Annotated in this window: 14 protein-coding genes and 1 pseudogene; 5 read left to right on the plus strand and 10 right to left on the minus strand. The window is 70.6% G+C overall.

The window, feature by feature from the left end; genetic code table 11:
* Positions 1–114 precede the first annotated feature (114 nt).
* From KYX17_RS08870 to KYX17_RS08880, 3 genes are read right to left on the minus strand one after another with little or no spacing between them, the layout of a single operon-like run.
* Positions 115–1488 carry an MFS transporter gene (locus tag KYX17_RS08870; RefSeq protein ID WP_243227280.1) on the minus strand — a complete coding sequence of 458 codons (1374 nt, stop codon included), beginning with the start codon at positions 1486–1488 and terminating at the stop codon, positions 115–117.
* 5 nt (positions 1489–1493) lie between these two features.
* Positions 1494–1925: a MarR family winged helix-turn-helix transcriptional regulator gene (locus KYX17_RS08875; RefSeq protein WP_243226635.1), complete on the minus strand. Its 432-nt coding sequence runs from the start codon at positions 1923–1925 to the stop codon at positions 1494–1496.
* Between the two features lie 45 nt (positions 1926–1970).
* Complete coding sequence (locus KYX17_RS08880) at positions 1971–3560, minus strand: DHA2 family efflux MFS transporter permease subunit (protein ID WP_243226636.1); 1590 nt, start codon at positions 3558–3560, stop codon at positions 1971–1973.
* A 78-nt stretch (positions 3561–3638) separates the two neighbouring features.
* Between KYX17_RS08880 and KYX17_RS08885 the strand changes: the two genes are divergently transcribed.
* The 3 genes from KYX17_RS08885 (at position 3639) to KYX17_RS08895 (ending at position 6644) form a co-directional block, all read left to right on the plus strand.
* The gene (locus tag KYX17_RS08885; RefSeq protein WP_243226637.1) at positions 3639–4487 is read left to right on the plus strand and encodes an alpha/beta fold hydrolase; all 849 of its coding nucleotides are present in this window, start codon (positions 3639–3641) and stop codon (positions 4485–4487) included.
* 244 nt (positions 4488–4731) lie between these two features.
* A complete protein-coding gene (locus KYX17_RS08890; protein ID WP_243226638.1) occupies positions 4732–5781 on the plus strand; it encodes a biotin/lipoate A/B protein ligase family protein in 1050 nt (349 codons plus the stop codon).
* Positions 5778–6644 (plus strand): site-specific DNA-methyltransferase, encoded by an 867-nt coding sequence (locus KYX17_RS08895; protein WP_243226639.1) that lies wholly within the window; start codon positions 5778–5780, stop codon positions 6642–6644. The genes KYX17_RS08890 and KYX17_RS08895 overlap by 4 nt, the downstream gene beginning before the upstream one ends.
* A gap of 119 nt (positions 6645–6763) precedes the next feature.
* Here KYX17_RS08895 and KYX17_RS08900 read toward each other — a convergent pair whose 3' ends face one another.
* A complete protein-coding gene (locus KYX17_RS08900) occupies positions 6764–8215 on the minus strand; it encodes a carboxylesterase/lipase family protein (RefSeq protein ID WP_243226640.1) in 1452 nt (483 codons plus the stop codon).
* Positions 8212–8808, minus strand: a complete 597-nt coding sequence (locus tag KYX17_RS08905) for a TetR/AcrR family transcriptional regulator (RefSeq protein ID WP_243226641.1) — start codon at positions 8806–8808, stop codon at positions 8212–8214. The genes KYX17_RS08900 and KYX17_RS08905 overlap by 4 nt, the downstream gene beginning before the upstream one ends.
* 100 nt (positions 8809–8908) lie before the next feature.
* On the opposite strand from KYX17_RS08905, the gene KYX17_RS08910 reads away from it, so the two are divergent.
* A complete protein-coding gene (locus KYX17_RS08910) occupies positions 8909–11119 on the plus strand; it encodes a glycoside hydrolase family 3 C-terminal domain-containing protein (protein ID WP_243226642.1) in 2211 nt (736 codons plus the stop codon).
* A 95-nt stretch (positions 11120–11214) separates the two neighbouring features.
* Here KYX17_RS08910 and KYX17_RS08915 read toward each other — a convergent pair whose 3' ends face one another.
* The 3 genes from KYX17_RS08915 to galT are packed head-to-tail and all read right to left on the minus strand — an operon-like array spanning position 11215 to position 15793.
* A complete protein-coding gene (locus KYX17_RS08915) occupies positions 11215–13404 on the minus strand; it encodes an alpha-galactosidase (protein WP_243226643.1) in 2190 nt (729 codons plus the stop codon).
* 38 nt (positions 13405–13442) lie between these two features.
* Positions 13443–14630 (minus strand): galactokinase, encoded by a 1188-nt coding sequence (gene galK / locus KYX17_RS08920; protein WP_243226644.1) that lies wholly within the window; start codon positions 14628–14630, stop codon positions 13443–13445.
* On the minus strand, positions 14627–15793 hold the full coding sequence (gene galT / locus KYX17_RS08925; protein WP_243226645.1) for a galactose-1-phosphate uridylyltransferase: 1167 nt from the start codon (positions 15791–15793) through the stop codon (positions 14627–14629). The genes galK and galT overlap by 4 nt, the downstream gene beginning before the upstream one ends.
* 53 nt (positions 15794–15846) lie before the next feature.
* Here galT and KYX17_RS08930 point away from each other — a divergent pair, with 53 nt between their 5' ends.
* On the plus strand, positions 15847–16812 hold the full coding sequence (locus tag KYX17_RS08930; protein WP_243226646.1) for a LacI family DNA-binding transcriptional regulator: 966 nt from the start codon (positions 15847–15849) through the stop codon (positions 16810–16812).
* A 61-nt stretch (positions 16813–16873) separates the two neighbouring features.
* On the opposite strand, the pseudogene KYX17_RS08935 reads toward KYX17_RS08930, so the two are convergent.
* Together KYX17_RS08935 and KYX17_RS08945 are read right to left on the minus strand one after the other, a co-directional pair.
* Positions 16874–17656: pseudogene (locus KYX17_RS08935) on the minus strand (sugar ABC transporter substrate-binding protein); the annotation flags it as partial.
* Between the two features lie 760 nt (positions 17657–18416).
* The gene (locus KYX17_RS08945) at positions 18417–18716 is read right to left on the minus strand and encodes a helix-turn-helix domain-containing protein (RefSeq protein ID WP_308220873.1); all 300 of its coding nucleotides are present in this window, start codon (positions 18714–18716) and stop codon (positions 18417–18419) included.
* Between the last annotated feature and the right edge of the window lie 184 nt (positions 18717–18900).

The raw sequence follows: 18900 nt of genomic DNA on the forward strand, positions 1-18900 counted from the left end.
CCGGTCGGAGAATCGGCCGAATGTCGGAGGATGCGACCAGAAACCTCCGACATCGGGCCCAATCTCCGACGTTCGCGCGCGGCGGGGCGGGCGCGCCAGGCCTGCCGCGGCGGGTCAGGGACGCGGGGCGCGGGCGGTGCGCGGCGAGCGGCGGCGGATGCGGCGGCGGGCGGCCGCATCCGGGAGGGTGACCGGGGCGGTCGCCGCGGCCACCTCGTCGCTGAACTCCTCGGGGGCGACGACGCGCACGGGTCGGGTCTCGTCGATCTCGAAGCGCAGACGCGCCTCGGGATCGCGGTGCACCCGACCGGATGCGAGGAGCCAGGTGACGCCGATCGCGCAGCCGATGAGACCCGCGACCGCGCCGACGTCGATCGCGGTGCGGGGGCCCCACGCGTCGGCGACCCACCCGGCGATCGGGGCCCCGATGGGGGTGGCGCCCATGATGACCGCCATGTATAGCGCGAGCACGCGACCGCGCAGGGCGGGGTCGGTCGTGGTCTGCACGTAGCCGTTCGCGGTCGTGAGGATCGTGACGGTGCTGAAGCCGACGAACACGAGGCTCACCGCGTAGAGCGGGTATGTGGGCATCGCCGCGGAGATGAGCGAGAAGACGCCGAAGGCGCCGAGAGCTGCGATCACGACCCGCATCCGGGCGCGATCGCGCCGCGCGGCGAGCAGTGCGCCCGCGAGTGAGCCGATGGCGAGCACGGAACTCAGCAGCCCGTACCCGTCGGCCTGCTGCCCGAACTGCACCGCCATGGTCGAGGCGAAGATCGGGAAGTTCATGCCGAACGCGGCGATCAGGAACACCATCGCGAAGATGACCTTGAGATCCGGTCGTCCCGCGACGTAGCGGAAGCCGTCGGCCAGGCGCGCACCGCCCGGCGCCCTCGTGCGCGGGACCAGCTCGCGTACGCGCACGAGCATGAGTGCGACGAGCATCGCGAGGAAGGTGCCCGCGTTGACCATGAAGACCCACCCGGTGCCCACGAGCACGATCAGCACGCCGCCGATCGCCGGTCCGAGCAGGCGCGCGGCATTGAAGGATGCGGAGTTGAGGGCGACGGCATTGGAGGCGTCGTCGCGCGACACGATGTCGGTCACGAACGCCTGACGCGCGGGTGCGTCGAACGCGTTCGCGACGCCGAACGCCGCCGCGAAGCACCACATGAGCGGCAGCGTCATGACGTTCGTCAGCAGGAGGACGCCGACGGTGACGGCCAGCAGCATCAGCGTCGACTGGGTGACCAGCAGCATCCGCCGGCGATCGAAGCGGTCGGCTGCCCAGCCGGTGACGCTCACGAGCACGAGGGGCGGGCCGAACTGCAGCGCCATCGTGACGCCCATGGCCGTGGCGTCGTTGTCGGTGAGCTGCGTCAGCACCACCCAGTCCTGGGCGGTCGCCTGCATCCACCCGCCGATGTTCGAGACCAGCGCGCCCAGGAACCAGACGCGGTAGTTGAACAGCCGCATCGAGCGGAACATGGCACTCATCGCTCGGCCACCTTGCGCAGGATCTCGGATGCGGCGTGCAGCGTCGCGCGCTCATCGGCGTCGAGCTCGTCGAGCGCCTCTTCCAGCCAGGCGTTGCGGCGGCGCACCGTCTCTTCGACGACGGCGCGGCCCGCATCCGTGAGCACGATGTTGACCTTGCGACGGTCGGTGTCGTCGCTGCGGCGTTCGAGGTAGCCCGACTCCTCGAGGCAGTTGACCGTGCGGTTCATGGACGGAGCCGTCACCCGCTCGCGCGCGGCGAGCTCGCCGAGCGTGCGCGTGCCGTTGACCTTCAGTGCCATGAGCACCGAGAACTGCCCGTCGCTCATCGAGTCGACCGCGCGCTGGGCGCGCAGGCGCCGGGCGAGACGGAAGACGGACATGCGCAGCTCTGCCGCTTCTGCGGCGCGGGGGGATTCGTCGGTCATCTCGATCCTTAGCATAGCTCATTAGTCTTGCTAAGGATCGAGCGACTATCCGGACTCGACCTGCTCGCGGCGACGCCCGCCGAGGGTGAGGGTCGCCACCAGGCCCACGGCGATGAATCCCGCCGCGGTGAACGCGGCGTAGCGGGTGCCGTCGGAGAAGGCCGTCTCGGCGGCGGTCGCGATCTCGGCGGTCTGCGGGTTCGCGGCGAGACCTGCGATGGCGCCGCCCGCGGAGTCGACGACGCTCGAGACGATCTGGTCGCGCTGGGATGCGGGCACCCCCGCATCGTCGAGCGAGCTCGCCAGCAGGCCGCCGGTCGAGGTGAACAGCACCGTGCCGAGGATCGCGACGCCGAGTGCCGCGCCGACCTGGCGAGACGTGGACTGCGTGCCCGAGCCTTGCCCGGACAGCTCGACCGGGACGTCCTGCAGGATGACGCCCGTGAGCTGTGCGGTCGCGAGCCCCACGCCGAATCCGTAGACGAACAGCGCCGGCAGCAGCCAGCCCCACGCCGCATCCGGGGCGACGACGAGACCGACCCAGACGATGCCGATGATCTCCGCGAGAAGTCCGACCCGCACGATCGTGACCGGCGTCACGCGACCGGATGCGGCGCCGGCGAATCCGCTCGCGACGAAGGAGCCGATCGCGAGGGCCAGAAGCACCAGGCCCGTCTGCAGTGCGTCGAATCCGAGCACGAACTGCAGCCAGAGGGGCAACGACAGGATGATGCCGAACTCGCCGAGCGCGACCGTGAGCGCGACGAGGTTGCCGTCGCGGAAGGTGCCGATGCGGAACAGGGACAGATCGAGGAGAGCGGCGCGTCCGCGGTGCACCCGGTGCACGCTCCAGGAGATGAAGGCGATGAGCGCGACGGCGGCGATCGCGAAGGCCACGGGGACGGGCGAGATCGAGAACGGCCAGCTGAACGAGCCGAGCGAAAACGTGGTGTCGCTGTTCTGCCACCAGCCGTAGGTGCGCCCCTCGATGAGACCGAACACGAGCGAACCGAACAGGACGACGGACAGGAAGGCGCCCACCCCGTCGATGCCGCGTCGGGCCGATTCGCGGGACTCCGGAACGGTCAGCAGGACGCCGATCACGATGACGACGGCGAGCGGCAGGTTGATGCCGAACGCCCAGCGCCACGAGAACGCCGTGGTGAGCCAGCCGCCCAGCAGAGGTCCGACGGCCGCCATGCCGCCGATCGTCGAGCCCCACACGGCGAACGCGACGCCACGCTCCTTGCCGCGGAAGGTCGCGTTGATGAGGGAGAGGGTCGTCGGCAGGATCATCGCGCCGCCCACGCCCTGCACGAGTCGGGCGAGGATCAGCAGGCGCCCGTCCGGCGCGAGCGCCGCGCCGATGGAGGCGAGCGCGAAGAGTGCGACGCCGATGAGCATGAGCCGTCGCCGGCCGATCCGATCGGCGATCGACCCGAACAGCAGGAGGAACGCGGCGAAGACGAGGGTGTACGCCTCCTGGATCCACTGCACCTCGGTCGAGGAGACGCCGAGCTCGTCGACGATCGAGGGCACGGCGACGTTCACGATCGTCGAGTCCACGATGATCAGCGACACGGCGACGCTGATGAACACCAGGCCCGCCCAGCGACGTGATGACGGAGCGTTCATAATATGTCTCGCTTTTCTAGCTTTCTCGACGAGAGATTACACCCGTCCGAGCCGCGCGCGACCCATAACATCGAGAGCATGCCGGAGTTCACCGACGCGCTCGGCGTCGCCATCGTCTACGACGTCCATCCCGCCCAGGGCACCGCGCGTGGTGTCATCCAACTGCTTCATGGCGTGGGTGAGCACGCCGGTCGTTATCCCGTGCTCATCGCCGCCCTCACTGCCGCGGGCTTCACGGTGTACGCGGACGACCATCGCGGGCACGGGCGCACCGGTATGAAGCAGTGGGGCGATCCCGCGCGGCTCGGCCGGCTCGGCCGAGGCGGGCACCGGGCGGCGGTGGATGCGGTCTGGCAGCTGACCCGCCGCATCCGCGACGAGAACCCCGACCTGCCGCTCGTGCTGCTCGGCCACTCGTGGGGGTCCTTCCTCGCGCAGATCCTGGTGAACCGGCATCCGGAGGCCTACGACGCCGTCGTGCTGTCGGGGTCGGCGCTGCGTCTGCCGGGAACCCTCAACGCCGGCAACCTCAACGCGCCGTGGCGGCGAGAGGATGCCACGGGCACCGCGTGGCTCTCGAGCGACCTCTCGGTGGGACGCGCGTTCGTCGATGACCCGCTGACCACGGGCACGCCCCTGCTGAAGCTCTTCGGCCCCGTCGATGCCGCGCGCTTGTTCGGCCGTCCGCGCCGGAACCTGGGTCGCGACATCCCGATCCTGCTCATGGTCGGGCGCGACGACACCGTGGGCGGCCCGCGCAGCGTCCACAAGCTCGCCGCCGAGTACCGCGAGCGATCCGGGCTTACCGACGTCACGACCCTCGTCTACCCGGGCGCGCGCCACGAGATCTTCAACGAGGTGATGCAGGCCGACGTGCGCGCCGACCTCCTGGCCTGGCTCGACGCCCGCATCCCCTCCCGCGTCTGAGCGCTCTTTCTCCCGCGCTCTCGCCACCCACGACCTCTTTCTTCCGCGAGACTGCATTTCGAACACGAGATCACGGGTATTAACCGTGATCTCGTGCCGGAAATGCAGTCTCGGCGGCAAGTAGGGACGAGGGGCGAGAGACAGGGCGAAGAGGCTGAGCCCGAGACGCGGCTGATGCGGCGATTGCCCGGGTGTGGGCCGAGGATCAAGGCCGGCGGGGGAGCGGGCGACCTAGGCTGAGAGCATGCACGGTGAGTACAAGGTCCCCGGGGGCAAGCTCGTTGTCGTCGATCTCGAGGTGCGGGAGGGGCGCATCGCCGACGTGCACCTCGCCGGCGACTTCTTCCTCGAGCCGGACGAGGCTCTGCTCGACATCAACCGCGCGGTCGAGGGGCTGTCGGTCGAGACGGATGCGGCCGCGATCGCCGCCGCCGTGCGCCAGGCGCTTCCCGACGGCGCGCAGCTGCTGGGCTTCTCGCCCGAGGCGGTCGGCACGGTTGTGCGACGGGCGCTGGTCGCCGCTCCCGGATGGAAGGACTTCTCCTGGGAGGTCGTGCACGACGCGCCCGTCTCGCCGCGGATGAACCTCGCCCTCGACGAGGTGCTCACCGCCCGCGTCGGCGACGGACGCCGCAACCCCACGCTCCGGCTCTGGGAATGGAACGAGTCCGCGGTGGTGATCGGCTCATTCCAGTCGCTGCGCAACGAGGTCGACCCGGAGGGTGCGGCTCGCCACGGCTACGACGTCGTGCGGCGCATCTCGGGTGGCGGCGCGATGATGATGGGCGCCAACGCGATCATCACGTACTCGCTTTACGTGCCGGCATCCCTCGTGGCGGGCATGACGTTCGCGGACTCCTACGCGTTCCTCGACGACTGGGCGCTGCAGGCGCTGCGCTCGCTTGGGGTCGAGGCGACGTACCAGCCTCTCAACGACATCTCCTCTCCGCAGGGCAAGATCGGCGGTGCCGCGCAGAAGCGCCTCGCCAACGGCGGCGTCCTGCACCACGCGACCCTCAGCTACGACCTCGACGGCGAGGTCATGACCGAGGTGCTGCGCATCGGCCGCGAGAAGCTGAGCGACAAGGGCACAGTGTCGGCCGCGAAGCGCGTCGACCCGCTGCGGCGCCAGACTGGGCTGCCGCGCGAGCAGATCATCGAGCGCTTCATCAGCACGTTCAGCACGATGTACGGCGCGACGACCGGACATATCACCGACGAGGAATACGCCGAGGCGGAGGCGCTCGTGCAGAGCAAGTTCGCCACGGATGCGTGGTTGCAGCGCGTGCCGTGAGCGGGCCCACCCCCGGAACCGTCGCCATCCACCACGGCGACAACCTGGCGATCGCGAAGGAGCTCCCCTCCGGAGCCTTCACGCTCGTCTACCTCGATCCGCCGTTCAACACGGGGCGCTCCCGCATCCGCGCGATCGAGACGGTGACCACCCCCGCTCCGGATGCGGTCTCACGTCCCGGCTTCCGTGGCCAGGAGTATGCGCGTCTGCGGGGCGACCTGCGCGCGTACGACGACCGGTTCGACGACTACTGGGGCTTCCTCGAGCCGCGGCTGCTCGAGGCGTGGCGGCTGCTCGCCGATGACGGCACGTTGTACCTGCATCTCGACTACCGCGAGGTGCACTACGCGAAGGTGATGCTCGACGCCCTGTTCGGTCGCGAGCGGTTTCTGAACGAGATCGTGTGGGCCTATGACTACGGCGCCAAGACTCGCCGCCGATGGCCGACGAAGCACGAGACGATCCTCGTGTACGTGAAGGATCCAGCGCGGTACTTCTTCGATGCGGATGCGGTGGATCGCGAGCCGTACATGGCGCCGGGGCTCGTCACGGCGGAGAAGGCCGCGCGCGGCAAGCTGCCGACAGACGTGTGGTGGCACACGATCGTGCCGACCTCCGGCGGCGAGAAGACGGGCTACCCGACGCAGAAGCCCGAGGGCGTGCTGCGCCGCATCGTGCAGGCGTCGAGCCGCCCCGGCGACGCGGTGCTGGACCTCTTCGCCGGCAGCGGCACGACCGGCGCGGTCGCGGCTCCCCTCGGCCGCCATGCGGTGCTCGTCGACGACAACGCTGATGCGGTCGCCGTGATGCGTCAGCGGATGCCGCGTGCCGTGCTCATCCCGCCCCTGCCCCGCGAGGCCTGAGCCGGCCGGACCGGCAGGACCGCGAGACTGCATTCGCGTCACGAGATCACGGGTAAACCCAGTGATCTCGTGCGGGAAATGCAGTCTCGCGGGAAAGGCGCGCAAAAAGAGCGGGAGCGTCAGAGCAGGGCGGCGGTGCCGGCGTAGCCGTCTTCGACGACGGGGGAGTCGACGTCGAAGACCTGTGTGGTGCCGGGCGCCTCTCCCCACGGGGTCCAGGACGCCCTGTGGTCGCGGATGAACCCCACCGCCGTCGCGTGCATCCGTTCGGCGAGGGATGCGGGCGGATGCGGGCCCGCGATCCGCGCGACGCCGTCGGCGTCCAGTCGGCCGAACCAGAACGGCACGTCGAGGCAGTGGCAGGCCCAGCCGATCGTGGGCGAGCTCCAGGTGAACCGGTACGTCCACGTCGCGGCGGCCGAGCCGCGGGCGTCCGCGACGCGCGGTACGAGGGCGCCGAAGACGCGGTCGGTCACGTAGCGGCCGAGCACGGCTGCGGTGCCCTTCGCGCGCGGGCCCGGGTTGTCCCGCAGGTACCTCCGGCGCCGGCGGCCGTCAAGTCCGAGGGCCGCCAATGCCAGCCAGGCCGGGATGAGGCGGAGCTTCGGGGCGAACGAGTCGGTGACCATGGTGAACTCGTCGGCCGTGGAGCCGAGGAGCAGGGGCTTGTCGGTACCGACGCCCGCCGCGATCGAGGTCGGGGTGTCGGTGCGCAGCAGATCGCCGTCGACGGCGGGGCCCCACGCGCGTTCGGCGATCATTTCCCGCAGCGGGGCCAGCCGGCCGCGGTGCGGGGCGAGCTCGATCGTGCTCTGCAGTGCGTGCAGTGTCTCCTCCGGCACGGACGCGAAACCGTCGCGGTCCGCGCTCACCCCCGCGGCGACCGCCAGGCGGGAGGCGCGGGCGCGCGCCTCGTCGAGCGGAACATCTCCCAGAGCGCCGGAGATCGACCAGGCCGCCGAGAAGAGGTGCTGCGCCGCCGGCATCCCGAGCAGCGTCAGCACCGCCCCGCCGCCGGCGGACTGTCCGCCGATCGTCACCCGTGCGGGGTCGCCGCCGAATGCCGCGATGTTCTGCTGTACCCACTCGAGGGCTGCGATCCAGTCCCGCACGCCGCGATTGCTCGCCGCGCCATCGATCGCCCCGAACCCGTCGAAACCGAGCCGGTACGAGAGGGTCACGACGACGATCCCCTCGCGGGCGAACGTGTCACCGTCATACCAGGGGCTCGCGGGCGAGCCGGAGATGTACCCGCCGCCGTGGATCCACACGAGGACGGGGAAGGGGGTTGCCGCATCCGTGTCGGGCGTGAAGACGTTCACGTTGAGGGTCGCGTCGCCCGGTACGGAAGGCTCGGGGATGAGGGTGATGCCGGTGTCGCCGCGCTGCGGGGTGGGGCCGTAGGCGGTCGCGTCGCGCACCCCCTCCCACGGCGCCACGGGCTGGGGCGCCGCGAAGCGGTTCTCACCGACGGGTGGGGCCGCGAACGGGATGCCGAGGAAGGCGAGCGAGCCCGGGCGGCGGACGCCGCGAAGGGTGCCGGTCGAGACGGTGACGAGAGGATCGGTCATCGCAGCTGCGCCTGGTGTCCGGTCAAGGCGCTCCGGAACGCGGCGCGGACGATCGCGGCCATGTCGACCGACGGATCCAGCAGCCACTGCAGCTGCGCGCCGTCCCACGAGGCCTGCACGAGCCTGCTGGCGGTGGCCGGCGACATGTCGGGCGTCATCCGCCCCGTCTCGGCTGCCTCCTGGAACCAGTCGCGGAGGCCGTCGAGGAATCCCGAGGTGCGCTCGGCGAAGTACGCGTGCGCCGGATGCGCGGGATCGCCCGCCTCCACCGACATCCGCGCGAACAGATGCACGAGCCCGGGAACCTGGGCGTTGTGCGCGATCATCCGCTCGTACGCCGCGGGCAGGTCCTCGGCGCCCTCGGGGTGGTAGGTGCGCAGGTCCAACTCGTCGCGCTTGCGGAGGATCTCGACGAACAGGTGCTCCTTGCTGTCGAAGTAGTGCAGCAACCCCGCCTGGCTGAGCCCCACGGCGTCGGCGATCTCGCGCACGGATGCGGCGCGGTAGCCCTCGCGGGCGATGACCGCGAGGGCTACCTCGAGGATCTGCTCGCGCCGGGCGACGCCCTTCGCGTAGGACCCCCGCTGCGTCATGTTCCCGAGGATATGCCCGAAACCGCTTGTGCGACGAAAACCGAGCGACATAAGCTTTTCGCGTCGGCGCGGAGCAGCGCCGCGATCACGAAGGAGCACCATGACGGATGTGTCCCCCGCCGAGCTGACGCTCGAGGAGAAGGCCTCGCTCACCAGCGGGCGCGATTTCTGGACCACCAAGCCGATCGGGCGGGTCGGGGTGCCCTCGATCATGATGACCGACGGTCCCCACGGACTGCGCAAGCAGTCGGCCGCGAGCGACCACCTCGGTCTCGCGCAGAGCGTTCCCGCCACCTGCTTCCCGCCGGCCGTCGGACTGGGCTCGTCGTTCGACCCCGAGCTCGCCGAGCGGGTGGGGGTCGCCCTGGGCGCGGAGTCCGCGCTGGAGGACGTCGCCGTGATCCTCGGCCCGGGCGTCAACATCAAGCGCTCCCCGCTGTGCGGCCGCAACTTCGAGTACTTCTCCGAGGACCCGATCGTCTCGGGCGTCATGGGTGCCGGCCTCGTGCGCGGCATCCAGTCGCGAGGTGTGGGGGCCTCGCTCAAGCACTTCGCCGCGAACAACCAGGAGACCGATCGGCTGCGCGTCTCGAGCGACGTCGACCCCCGGCCGCTGCGCGAGATCTACCTGCGCGGCTTCCAGCGCGTCGTCGAGGATGCGCAGCCGTGGACGGTCATGTGCTCGTACAACCGCATCAACGGCGTCTACGCGTCCGAGGACCCGTGGCTGCTCACCTCCGTGCTCCGCGGCGAGTGGGGCTTCGAGGGGCTCGTCGTCTCCGACTGGGGCGCGGTCAACGACCGGGTCGCCGGTGTCGTGGCCGGGCTCGATCTCGAGATGCCCTCGAGCGGCGGCCGCACCGACGCACAGCTCGTCGCCGCCGTGAAGGACGGCTCGCTGGACGAGGCCGTCCTGGATCTCGCCGCCGGTCGGGTGCTCGATCTCGTGCGCAAGGCCGGAGCTCGGCCCGCCGCATCCGGTGTGCTCGACGTCGAGGCCCACCACGCTCTCGCCCGCGAGGCCGCGGGCCGCTCGATCGTGCTGCTGAAGAACGACGGCGACATCCTCCCGCTCGTTCGCTCGCAGCGCATCGCCGTGATCGGCGCGTTCGCCGCGGAGCCGCGCTTCCAGGGTGCGGGTTCCTCCCTGATCAACCCGACGCGGGTGGATGCGGCCCTCGACGCGATCCGCGAGGCTGCCGACGGCGAGGTCGCCTACGCCGCGGGCTTCACCTTCGACGGCAGCGGGGATGCGGACGCGCTGCGCGCCGAGGCGGTCGCCGCGGCCGCATCCGCAGAACGTGTCGTGCTGTTCCTGGGCCTTCCCGCCGCGGAGGAGTCGGAGGGCTTCGACCGCACGCACATCGATCTGCCGGCTGCGCAGCTCGCGCTCGTCGACGAGGTCGTGAAGGCGAACCCGAACGTGGTGGTCGTGCTCTCCAACGGCGGCGTCGTCGCCCTGCCCTTCGCCGAGCGCGTGCCGGCGATCCTGGAGGGATGGCTGCTCGGACAGGCCGGCGGCTCGGCCACGGCCGACGTGCTCTTCGGCGACGTCAACCCGTCGGCCAAGCTCACCGAGACGATCCCGCTGCGGCTGGAGGACACCCCCTCCTTTGGCAGCTTCCCGGGCGAGTTCGGCCACGTGCGCTACGGCGAGGGTCTCCTCGTCGGCTACCGCGGGTTCGACGCGAGCGGGAAGGATGTCGCCTTCCCGTTCGGCCACGGCCTCTCCTACACGAGCTTCTCCTACGGGGATGCGGTCGCCGAGGTCACCGAGACCGGCGACGTGCGGGTTCGGGTCGACGTCACCAACACGGGGGACGTCGCCGGCCGCGAGATCGTGCAGGTCTACTCCTCGCTGCCGGGCTCGGCGGTGCAGCGGGCGCCGCGGGAGCTGAAGTCGTTCCTGTCGGTCGCACTGGAGCCGGGCGAGACGCGCACGGCCGAGCTGATCGTGCGTCGGAGCGACCTCGCCTACTGGGACATCCGGGTCGACGGCTGGGTCGTGGAGCCCGGCGAGTACGTGTTCGACGTGGCCTCATCGAGCCGCGACATCCGCTCGTCCGTCGCGCTCGAGCTGGCAGGCGACGAGGTGCGTCCGCCGCTGTCGCGCGAGTCGTCGATCGGCGAGTTGCTGGAGAACCCCGCGACGGCCTCGATCATCGGCCCGGCCATCACGGCGATGTTCGGCGATGACGCGGGGATGGTCAAGATGATGGCGTCGTTCCCGATCGGCCGCCTGGCCGCCTTCCCGAACGCGCCCGTGAGCGAGCAGCAGGTCGACGAGCTGATCGCGGCCGGCAACGCCTGAGGCTCAGGATGCGGTGAGCGGAGAGGATCCGGTGAGCGGAGGGCGTGCATCCCTCGAGGCGTCCTCCGCTCACCGCATCCCCACCGCTGCCCGGGTCAGTCGAGGCGTCGCACGTCGAAGAGCATCGCCTGCTGCGGATCCAGCGTCGGCAGCGGAACGCCTGCGGTCGCCAGGACAGCGCCCGCCAGCACGATCTCTTCCTCGAGGGCGCGGCTGATCCACTCCGGCGGCGCGACGTCGCGACGCTTCGCCAGCCCGACCTCGGTGCGGATGCGGATGCCGTACCGCGCTGACGCATCGAGCCCGGGGAACGGGATGCGGCCGACTTGACCGTCGGCGGAGCTCGACAGTCGAGCCCAGGTGAAGAGCGCGCGCGATCCGTCCTGCGCGACGATCCCGGTGAGCTGTGTCGCGTCGTCGATGAGGTCCGCGTTGACGATGCGGCCGGTGTGTACGAGGGGGCGCAGCTCCCGGTAGAGATCTGCCCAGGCGCGGGTCGCCGCCCGCTGTGCGTCGTCCTGGCGGGTCAGGTCCGCCTCGATCCCGGCGTGCGCGGTGAGCGCCGTGAGGAACCGGAACGACAGATCGGTGACGCGCGAGGTCGTGTGCGCCTCGGCGTCGCCCAGGTGCGAGCCGATCAGCTCCGGTGGCACGATCAGGCGCGTCCAGCGTTCGATCTGCGACCGCTCGACGGGATCGTTGCAGTCCGATGCCCAGACTCTGTCAGTGCGTTCCAGGATGCCGAGATCCACTCGCCCGCCGCCCGCAGAGCACGTCTCGATCTCGAGCGCGGGATGCCGGCGCCGCAGCTCGTCGAGCAGCCGGTACAGCGCGAGGGTCTGCGCGTGGACCGCGGGGCGGTCGCCGTCGGCGCGGTGCGCGACGGCCTCGAGCAGGTCGCGGTTGTGATCCCACTTGAGGTAGTCGATGTCGTACGCCGTGACCAGTGAGCTGATGCGCTCCAGCAGGTACTCCCACGCCTCGGGGCGGGCGATGTCGAGAACCTGCTGGTGGCGCGATGTGCCGCCCAGGCCCTCGGCGGGGGCGAGGATCCACTCCGGATGCTCGCGCGCGAGGTCCGAGTCCGGGCTGATCATCTCCGGCTCGAACCAGAGGCCGAACTGCATGCGGGCGGCGCGTACCTGTTCCACCAGAGGGCCCAGTCCGTCGGGCCAGACGCCCTCGTCGACGTACCAGTCGCCGAGGCCGGCGCGGTCGGATCGGCGGTGGCGGAACCAGCCGTCGTCGAGCACGAGGCGTTCGACGCCGACCTCGGCGGCGCGCGCGACGAGCGCGGACAGACGCGTCAGGTCGTGGTCGAAGTAGACCGCCTCCCAGGTGTTGAGCGTCAGCGGTCGGAGTGAGGAGGGATGCGTGGCACGCGCGCGCAGGCGCCGGTGCAGGCGGTCGGAGAGACCGTCGAGGCCCGCATCCGACCAGGTGAAGATCGCGAGCGGGGCGTTGTAGCGGTCGCCGGGCGCGAGACGGATCTCGCCGGCGCGGAGGAGCTCGCCGACGCCGATCACCGAGCGCAGCGCCCCCGCACTCTCGGGCAGCCTCTCGGCGAGGTATTCGGCATCGCCCGAGAACGCGAGATGCGCGCTCCAGAGCTCACCGTGCCCGAAGCCGAACCCCGGTGTTCCCAGCGCGAGCAGGAACGGTGAGTCGTGCCCGGGCTTGCCGCGCCGCGCGCGCCGCACGTGGCTGCCGTCGCGCAAGGCACCGCGTTGCGGCGAGCGTTCGCGCACCCACTTGCCGGAGAAGTCGAGCACCTCGCTCGCGCGGGCGGGAACCGGCATGAGGGCGCGCAGCGCCTCCAGATCGTAGGGTGCGTCCGTGCCGCTCTCGGCCGGACGCGTGAGGGAGAGCCCGACGCTCAGCACACCGAAGCGGTCGAGGGCGTAAGTCGCCTCACCGTCCAGACCGGTGACCTCGTCGTGCAGCAGGATGCGGATCAGGCCGCCCCCCGCCTCCTCGTGCGACACCCGCGCATCGACGAGGCGGGGACGAGGTGTCGTGGCCGCACCGCCCGCGTGACCGGACTGGGCAGGGCTCCCCGACCAGCCGTCGCGCTCGGTCGGCCAGATCGTGAACGCGCGCGCCGCATCCGGCGCGTTGTTCAGGACGGCGGGAGCACCCGTGAGACGCATGCCCGCGCCGAGATCGGTGGCGTCGCCGAGATCCGCTCCCCAGTGCAGGATGCGGGGAACCGGGTCGGTCAGCTCGATCAGCAGGCTCACACCTGCGGCGCGCAGGTGCGCAGTCGTGTCGTCGTCGCGGTGCATCGGTGCTCCTTCGCGCGGGTGGAGGTCGTCGCGGCCGATCAGGCGTCGCGGTGTGCGCCGGCCGACGGGGTCACGGTGAAGATCGTGGGGGCGGCGAACCCGGCGTCGGCGAAGGCGCGGCGCACCGCATCCGACACCGCATCGATCCGGTCCGCGTCGACGAGCGCGATGGCCGCGCCGCCGAAGCCGCCGCCGGTCATACGCGCGCCGATCGCCCCGGCTGCCATGGCTGCCTCGACCGCGGTGTCGAGCTCGGGAACCGAGATCTCGAAGTCGTCGCGCATGGAGGCGTGGGAGGCGAGCAGCAGCTCACCGATGGCACGCGGGCCCTGTTCGCCGAGCGTCCGGACGGTGTCGAGCACGCGCTGGTCCTCGGTCACGACGTGCCGCATCCGCCGGAAGGTGACATCGTCGGTCTTCGTCCGTGCCTCTTCGAGGTCCTCGACGCGCACGTCGCGAAGCGCCGGAACGCCCATGACCGATGCCCCGAGCTCGCACGACGCGCGGCGCTCGCGGTAGCCGCCGGTCGAGTGCGAGTGCTTCACGTTCGTGTCCATCACCAGCAGCTCGAGACCCGCGGCCGCGAAGCCAAGGTCGACGACCGTGGTGTCCAGCGTGCGGCAGTCGAGGAAGATCGCTGCATCCCGCTCGCCGAGCATCGAGGCCATCTGGTCCATGATGCCGGTGGGCGCGCCCACCGCCTCGTTCTCGGCGACGCGGCCGACCTTCGCGAGCGCTACGCGGTCCAGGCCCAGCTCCCACACATCGTTGAGAGCGGATGCGGTGGCGCCCTCGATCGCTGCGGAGGAGGAGAGTCCTGCCCCCACCGGCACGTCGGAGGCGATCGCGATGTCGACGCCGGTGACGCTCGCCGCATCCCGCCCCGACGCCGCCAGCAGCGCCCATGCGACGCCGAGCGGGTACGTGGACCACTCGGGTACGTCGTCGCGGCTCTCGGGGAAGAGCGCGTCGAGCTGGTCGAGTGCGACCTCGACAGGCACCGGGTCGAACGTCGACACGACGCGGATGCGGCCGTCCTCGCGCAGACCCAATTGGACGTGGGTGCGGTGCTCGATCGCGAACGGCAGCACGAAGCCGTCGTTGTAGTCGGTGTGCTCGCCGATGAGATTCACCCGGCCGGGCGCCGACCAGTGGCCGACCGGCGCGCTCCCGGTGAGCTCGACGAACAGGTCGCGGGCGGCGGCGGCCGCGTCCGTCTGGGTCACAGTGATACTCCTTCTACGGCCTCGCGCAGGCGTGCGGCGGCGGTCTCGGGCGGAACGTCGCCGATCCAGGCGCCCATGGCCGCCTCGCTTCCGGCGAGGTACTTCAGCTTGTCGGCCGCGCGGCGCGGCGAGGTCAGTTCGAGGTGCAGGCGAGCGCCGGAGCGTCCGGTGTGCACGGGGGCCTGATGCCAGGCCGCGATGTAGGGCGTCGGGGTGTCGTAGAGCGCATCGACGCCGCGCAGCAGCCGCAGATACAGCGGCGCCAGCTCGTCGCGCTCGGCGTCGTTCGTCTCGGCGAAGTCGGCGACGTGGCGGTGCGGCACGAGGTGCACCTCCAGGGGCCATCGCGCGGCGAACGGCACGAAGGCGGTCCAGTGCTCGCCGGTGAGGATCACGCGCTCGCTCTGCGACTCCATCTCGAGGATGCGGTCAAACAGGTCGTCGCCGGTGCGCTCGAGCGCGGCCAGCAGTCGCTGCGTGCGCGGGGTGACGTACGGGTAGGCGTAGATCTGCCCGTGCGGATGCGGCAGGGTCACACCGATCTCCTGCCCGCGGTTCTCGAACGGGAAGACCTGCTGGATGCCGGGCAGTGCCGAGAGTGCTGCGGTGCGATCCGCCCAGGCCTCGATCACGGTGCGTGCGCGCGTGACGGTCTGGGTGCCGAAGGAGCCCGCGTGCTCGGGGCTGAAGCACACGACCTCGGTGCGTCCGACGGAGGTGCGGGTACGGCCGAGTCCGTACTCGGCCAGGTCCGCGAGACTCCGCGGCGGGTCGACCGCCGCCGGGACGTCGTCGGTCGCTGTGGCGAGGGCCGGACCGAACGAAGGCGACTTGTTCTCGAAGACCGCCACGTCGTAGCGCGACGGGATCTCCGAAGGGTTCGTGGGTGTCTGCGGGGCGAGGGGGTCGAGCTCCGCCGGCGGCAGGAACGCGCGGTTCTGACGGTTGGCGGCGATGGAGATCCAGTCGCCGGTCAGCACGTCGAGGCGCATCGTCGCGGTCTCCGGACGCGGCGCCAGCTCGCGGGCATCGATGCTGCGCTCGGGCGGAAGGGTGGTGTCGGGATCGTCGTAGTAGATGAGCTCGCGGCCGTCGGCGAGGCGCGTGGGTCGCTTCACGACGCCCGCACCGAGGAGTGCGACATCCTGCTGAGGTGTGTTCACGATAACACGCTACATTTCGGGCGTGATATCGTCAACATGACGACGGGGGTGCGATGGCTCGGGTATCGATGGCGGATGTCGCCGCACACGCGGGCGTCTCCGCGCAGACCGTCTCGCGCGTCGTCAACCAGAGTCCGCGCGTCGACCCGGCCACCCGCGCCAGGGTCGAGGCGGCCATGAGCGCGCTGGGCTATCGGATGCACCGCGCGGCGAGGGCGCTGCGTACCGGGCAGACCCGCACGATCGGCCTCGTCGTGTCCACGCTCGCCTCGGTCGGTAACTCGCGCATGCTGCAGGCGATCGCGGAGGCCGCAGCCGTACGCGACTACGCGCTCGCGATCGTCACGGTCGCCGGCACCCGCGACATCGCGGAGGCGTTCTCGCAGCTGCGCGATCAGGGTGTCGACGGAGCCGTCGTCCTGAACGAGGCGACGCGACTCGCCCGCGGTGCTGAGCCGCCCGCGGGGCTTCGTCTCGTCGTGGTCGACTCGCCGCCCGACGACCGCTTCACGATCGTGCAGACCGATCACGCGGGCGGCGCGCGTCTCGCGACGCGGCACCTGCTGGATGCCGGTCATCGCACGGTGCATCACCTGGCCGGCCCGGTGACCTCCTTCGCGGCGTCCGAGCGCGAGCGCGGCTGGCGCGAGGAGCTCGCCGAGGCGGGCATCAAGGCCCCCGAGCCGCAGCGCGGCGACTGGACCTCCCGCTCGGGCTACGAGCGCGGGGTGGCGTTCGCCGCCGCATCCGCCGTCTTCGTCGCGAACGACCAGATGGCCCTCGGGCTGCTGCGCGCCCTCGCCGACGCGGGCCGCCGCGTGCCCGAGGACATCGCGGTCGTCGGCTTCGACGACATCGTGGATGCGGCCGAGTACCGTCCGCCGTTGACGACCGTGCGGCAGGACTTCGACGCACTGGGCTCTCGAGCCGTCGAGGTGCTCGTGCGCATGATCGAGACGGACGAGGCCGCATCCGCGCAGGAGATCGGCGCGACGCTCGTTGTCCGCGACAGTGCCTGACGCGATCCGGAACGCGTGATGCCCCGGGATGCGGCGGCATCCCGGGGCATCACGGTCGGTGTTACTTCTGGACCGGGATCGACTGCGACTCGAGCGTCTTGATGGTCGAGTCCTGACCCTTCTGCAGCGCGTCGGCGAGCGTCCCCGAACCGGACACGGCGGCCTTGAAGCCGTCCGAGACGTCGGCGTAGGTCTGCGTCATCGTCGGGCCCCACGCGAAGTCGGGGGTGACCTCGGTGGCCGCCTGCGCGAACACGTCGTAGATCTTCTGTCCGCCGTAGAAGTCGACGCCCTCGGCCAGCGACGGGAGCTTCATGCCCTCGGTGGTCGCGGGGTAGATGTTGGCGGCCTTGTTCAGCGCCGTCAGCGCCTCATCCGAGGTGTTCAGCCACAGAGCGAACTTCGACGCCTCGTACGGGTGCTTGCTGCCCTTGAGCACGGCGATCGAGGAGCCGCCCCAGTTGCCGGAGACGGCGTCGCCGGCCTTCCACTGCGGCATCTGCGCGACCGACCACTTGCCGGACGTGTCGGGTGCGCCGCTGGAGATCGAGTTGGCGCCCCAGACGGCCGAGTTCCACGTCCAGACCTGGCTCGAGTTGTAGGCGTTGTTCCACTCGTCGGTCCATGCCGGGTAGGTGCTGACGAGGTCCTCGGAGATGAGGTCCTGCCAGTAGTCGGCCACCTTGGTGGAGGCGTCGTCGGTGAGCGAGACCTTCCAGCCGTCGGAGCCGTTGTCGAACCACTGCCCGCCGGCCTGCCAGACGAAGCCCGCGAACTGGTTGATGTCGGACTGCGAGAAGTTGGTGATGTAGCCGCCGAGAGCGCGGATCTTCTTCGCGGCCTCCACTCGTACTTCATCGTCTCGAAGCCACGTTCACGTGACCCGTTCTGACCCGGCGTTCGGACTCTCGTGCGGACGTGCCGGATCTCGGGGTGCGCGGCGATGAACGCTTCGAACGTGAACGAGCGGAACGGGCCACCGTTGTCAGTGACGATCGTCACGACCGGTAGCAGCTCGCCGGTCGCTTCGTTGACCTCGCAGTCGTCGATCAGTGGGTGTCCCATCAGTGCCTCGGCCTCAGCGAGGGCGAGTTCGACCGCGGCGACGGCGTCGTGCTTGTTCGCTGTCGGGGACACGTGCGCGTCGAACTCGTACTTGGCCCGGTAGTCCCGGCAGGATGCGATCCGCCAGGTTCCGCCGGTCGTGGTCTCGTGCTTGGAGAAGTCCAGCTGCCACACCTGGTTCGGGCCCGTCGGTTCCGTCGCGAACGCGGCCTTGCGGCGCTCGGCGAGCTTGCGACGCTCCCGCTGGTGGTTCGCCTCCAGGAGCAGGCCCTCGTCGCGCAGCAGCCGCAGCACGGTCGCCTGCGAGACCCGGTACCCGTGATGGCGGGTCATCGCCCAGACCTTCCGGTGACCCCACGCAGGATGCGCGGCCGCGTGCCGGACCACGACGTCCCGGACGGCGCTGCGAGACGGCTGCGGCCAGGGGCCCTTCGGCGGCCGATCGGTGCGGGCTTTGGCCTGCCCCCGCCGCCAGGTCCGTTCGGGCATGTCGATCAGGCGGCAGAACCTCGCGGTCGACATGCCCGCATGGGTGCGGATCACCTCGAGGTCCTCGAAGGGCCCAGCCGGCCCTCGGCGGACTTCTTCCACACTCGGATCTCGACCGCTGCCTCACTGAGGGCCTGGGTCAGCTCGGCGACCTCGTCCTCGAGCTGCTGCTCCCGGGTGGACGGCTTCGACTTGCCCGCGTCGATCCCGGCCTTCCCACCCTCGAGGAACTGCCGCTTCCAGCTCCCGATCGCCTGCTCAGACACCTTCTCGCGGCGGGCCGCCTCAGCGATCGAGATCTCACCCTGCAACACAGACAACACAATGCGGAGCTTCTTCTCCGCAGGGATCGTCGGGGGGACGACTCATGATGATCAGACCTAGGGGCGCTGCATCAGCAACTAACTACCCCTGCCACATACTCTGATGCGCGACACGGCCACTCAGACCGTTGGCCGCAAGCGCCGACCGGCGCTCGGCGACGGCCGCAGAGCTGGAGGGCCGCGGCGTCGCTGCGGATCGCCCAGTTGCGAT

It is taken from the genome of Microbacterium sp. CIAB417 (assembly GCF_022788845.1).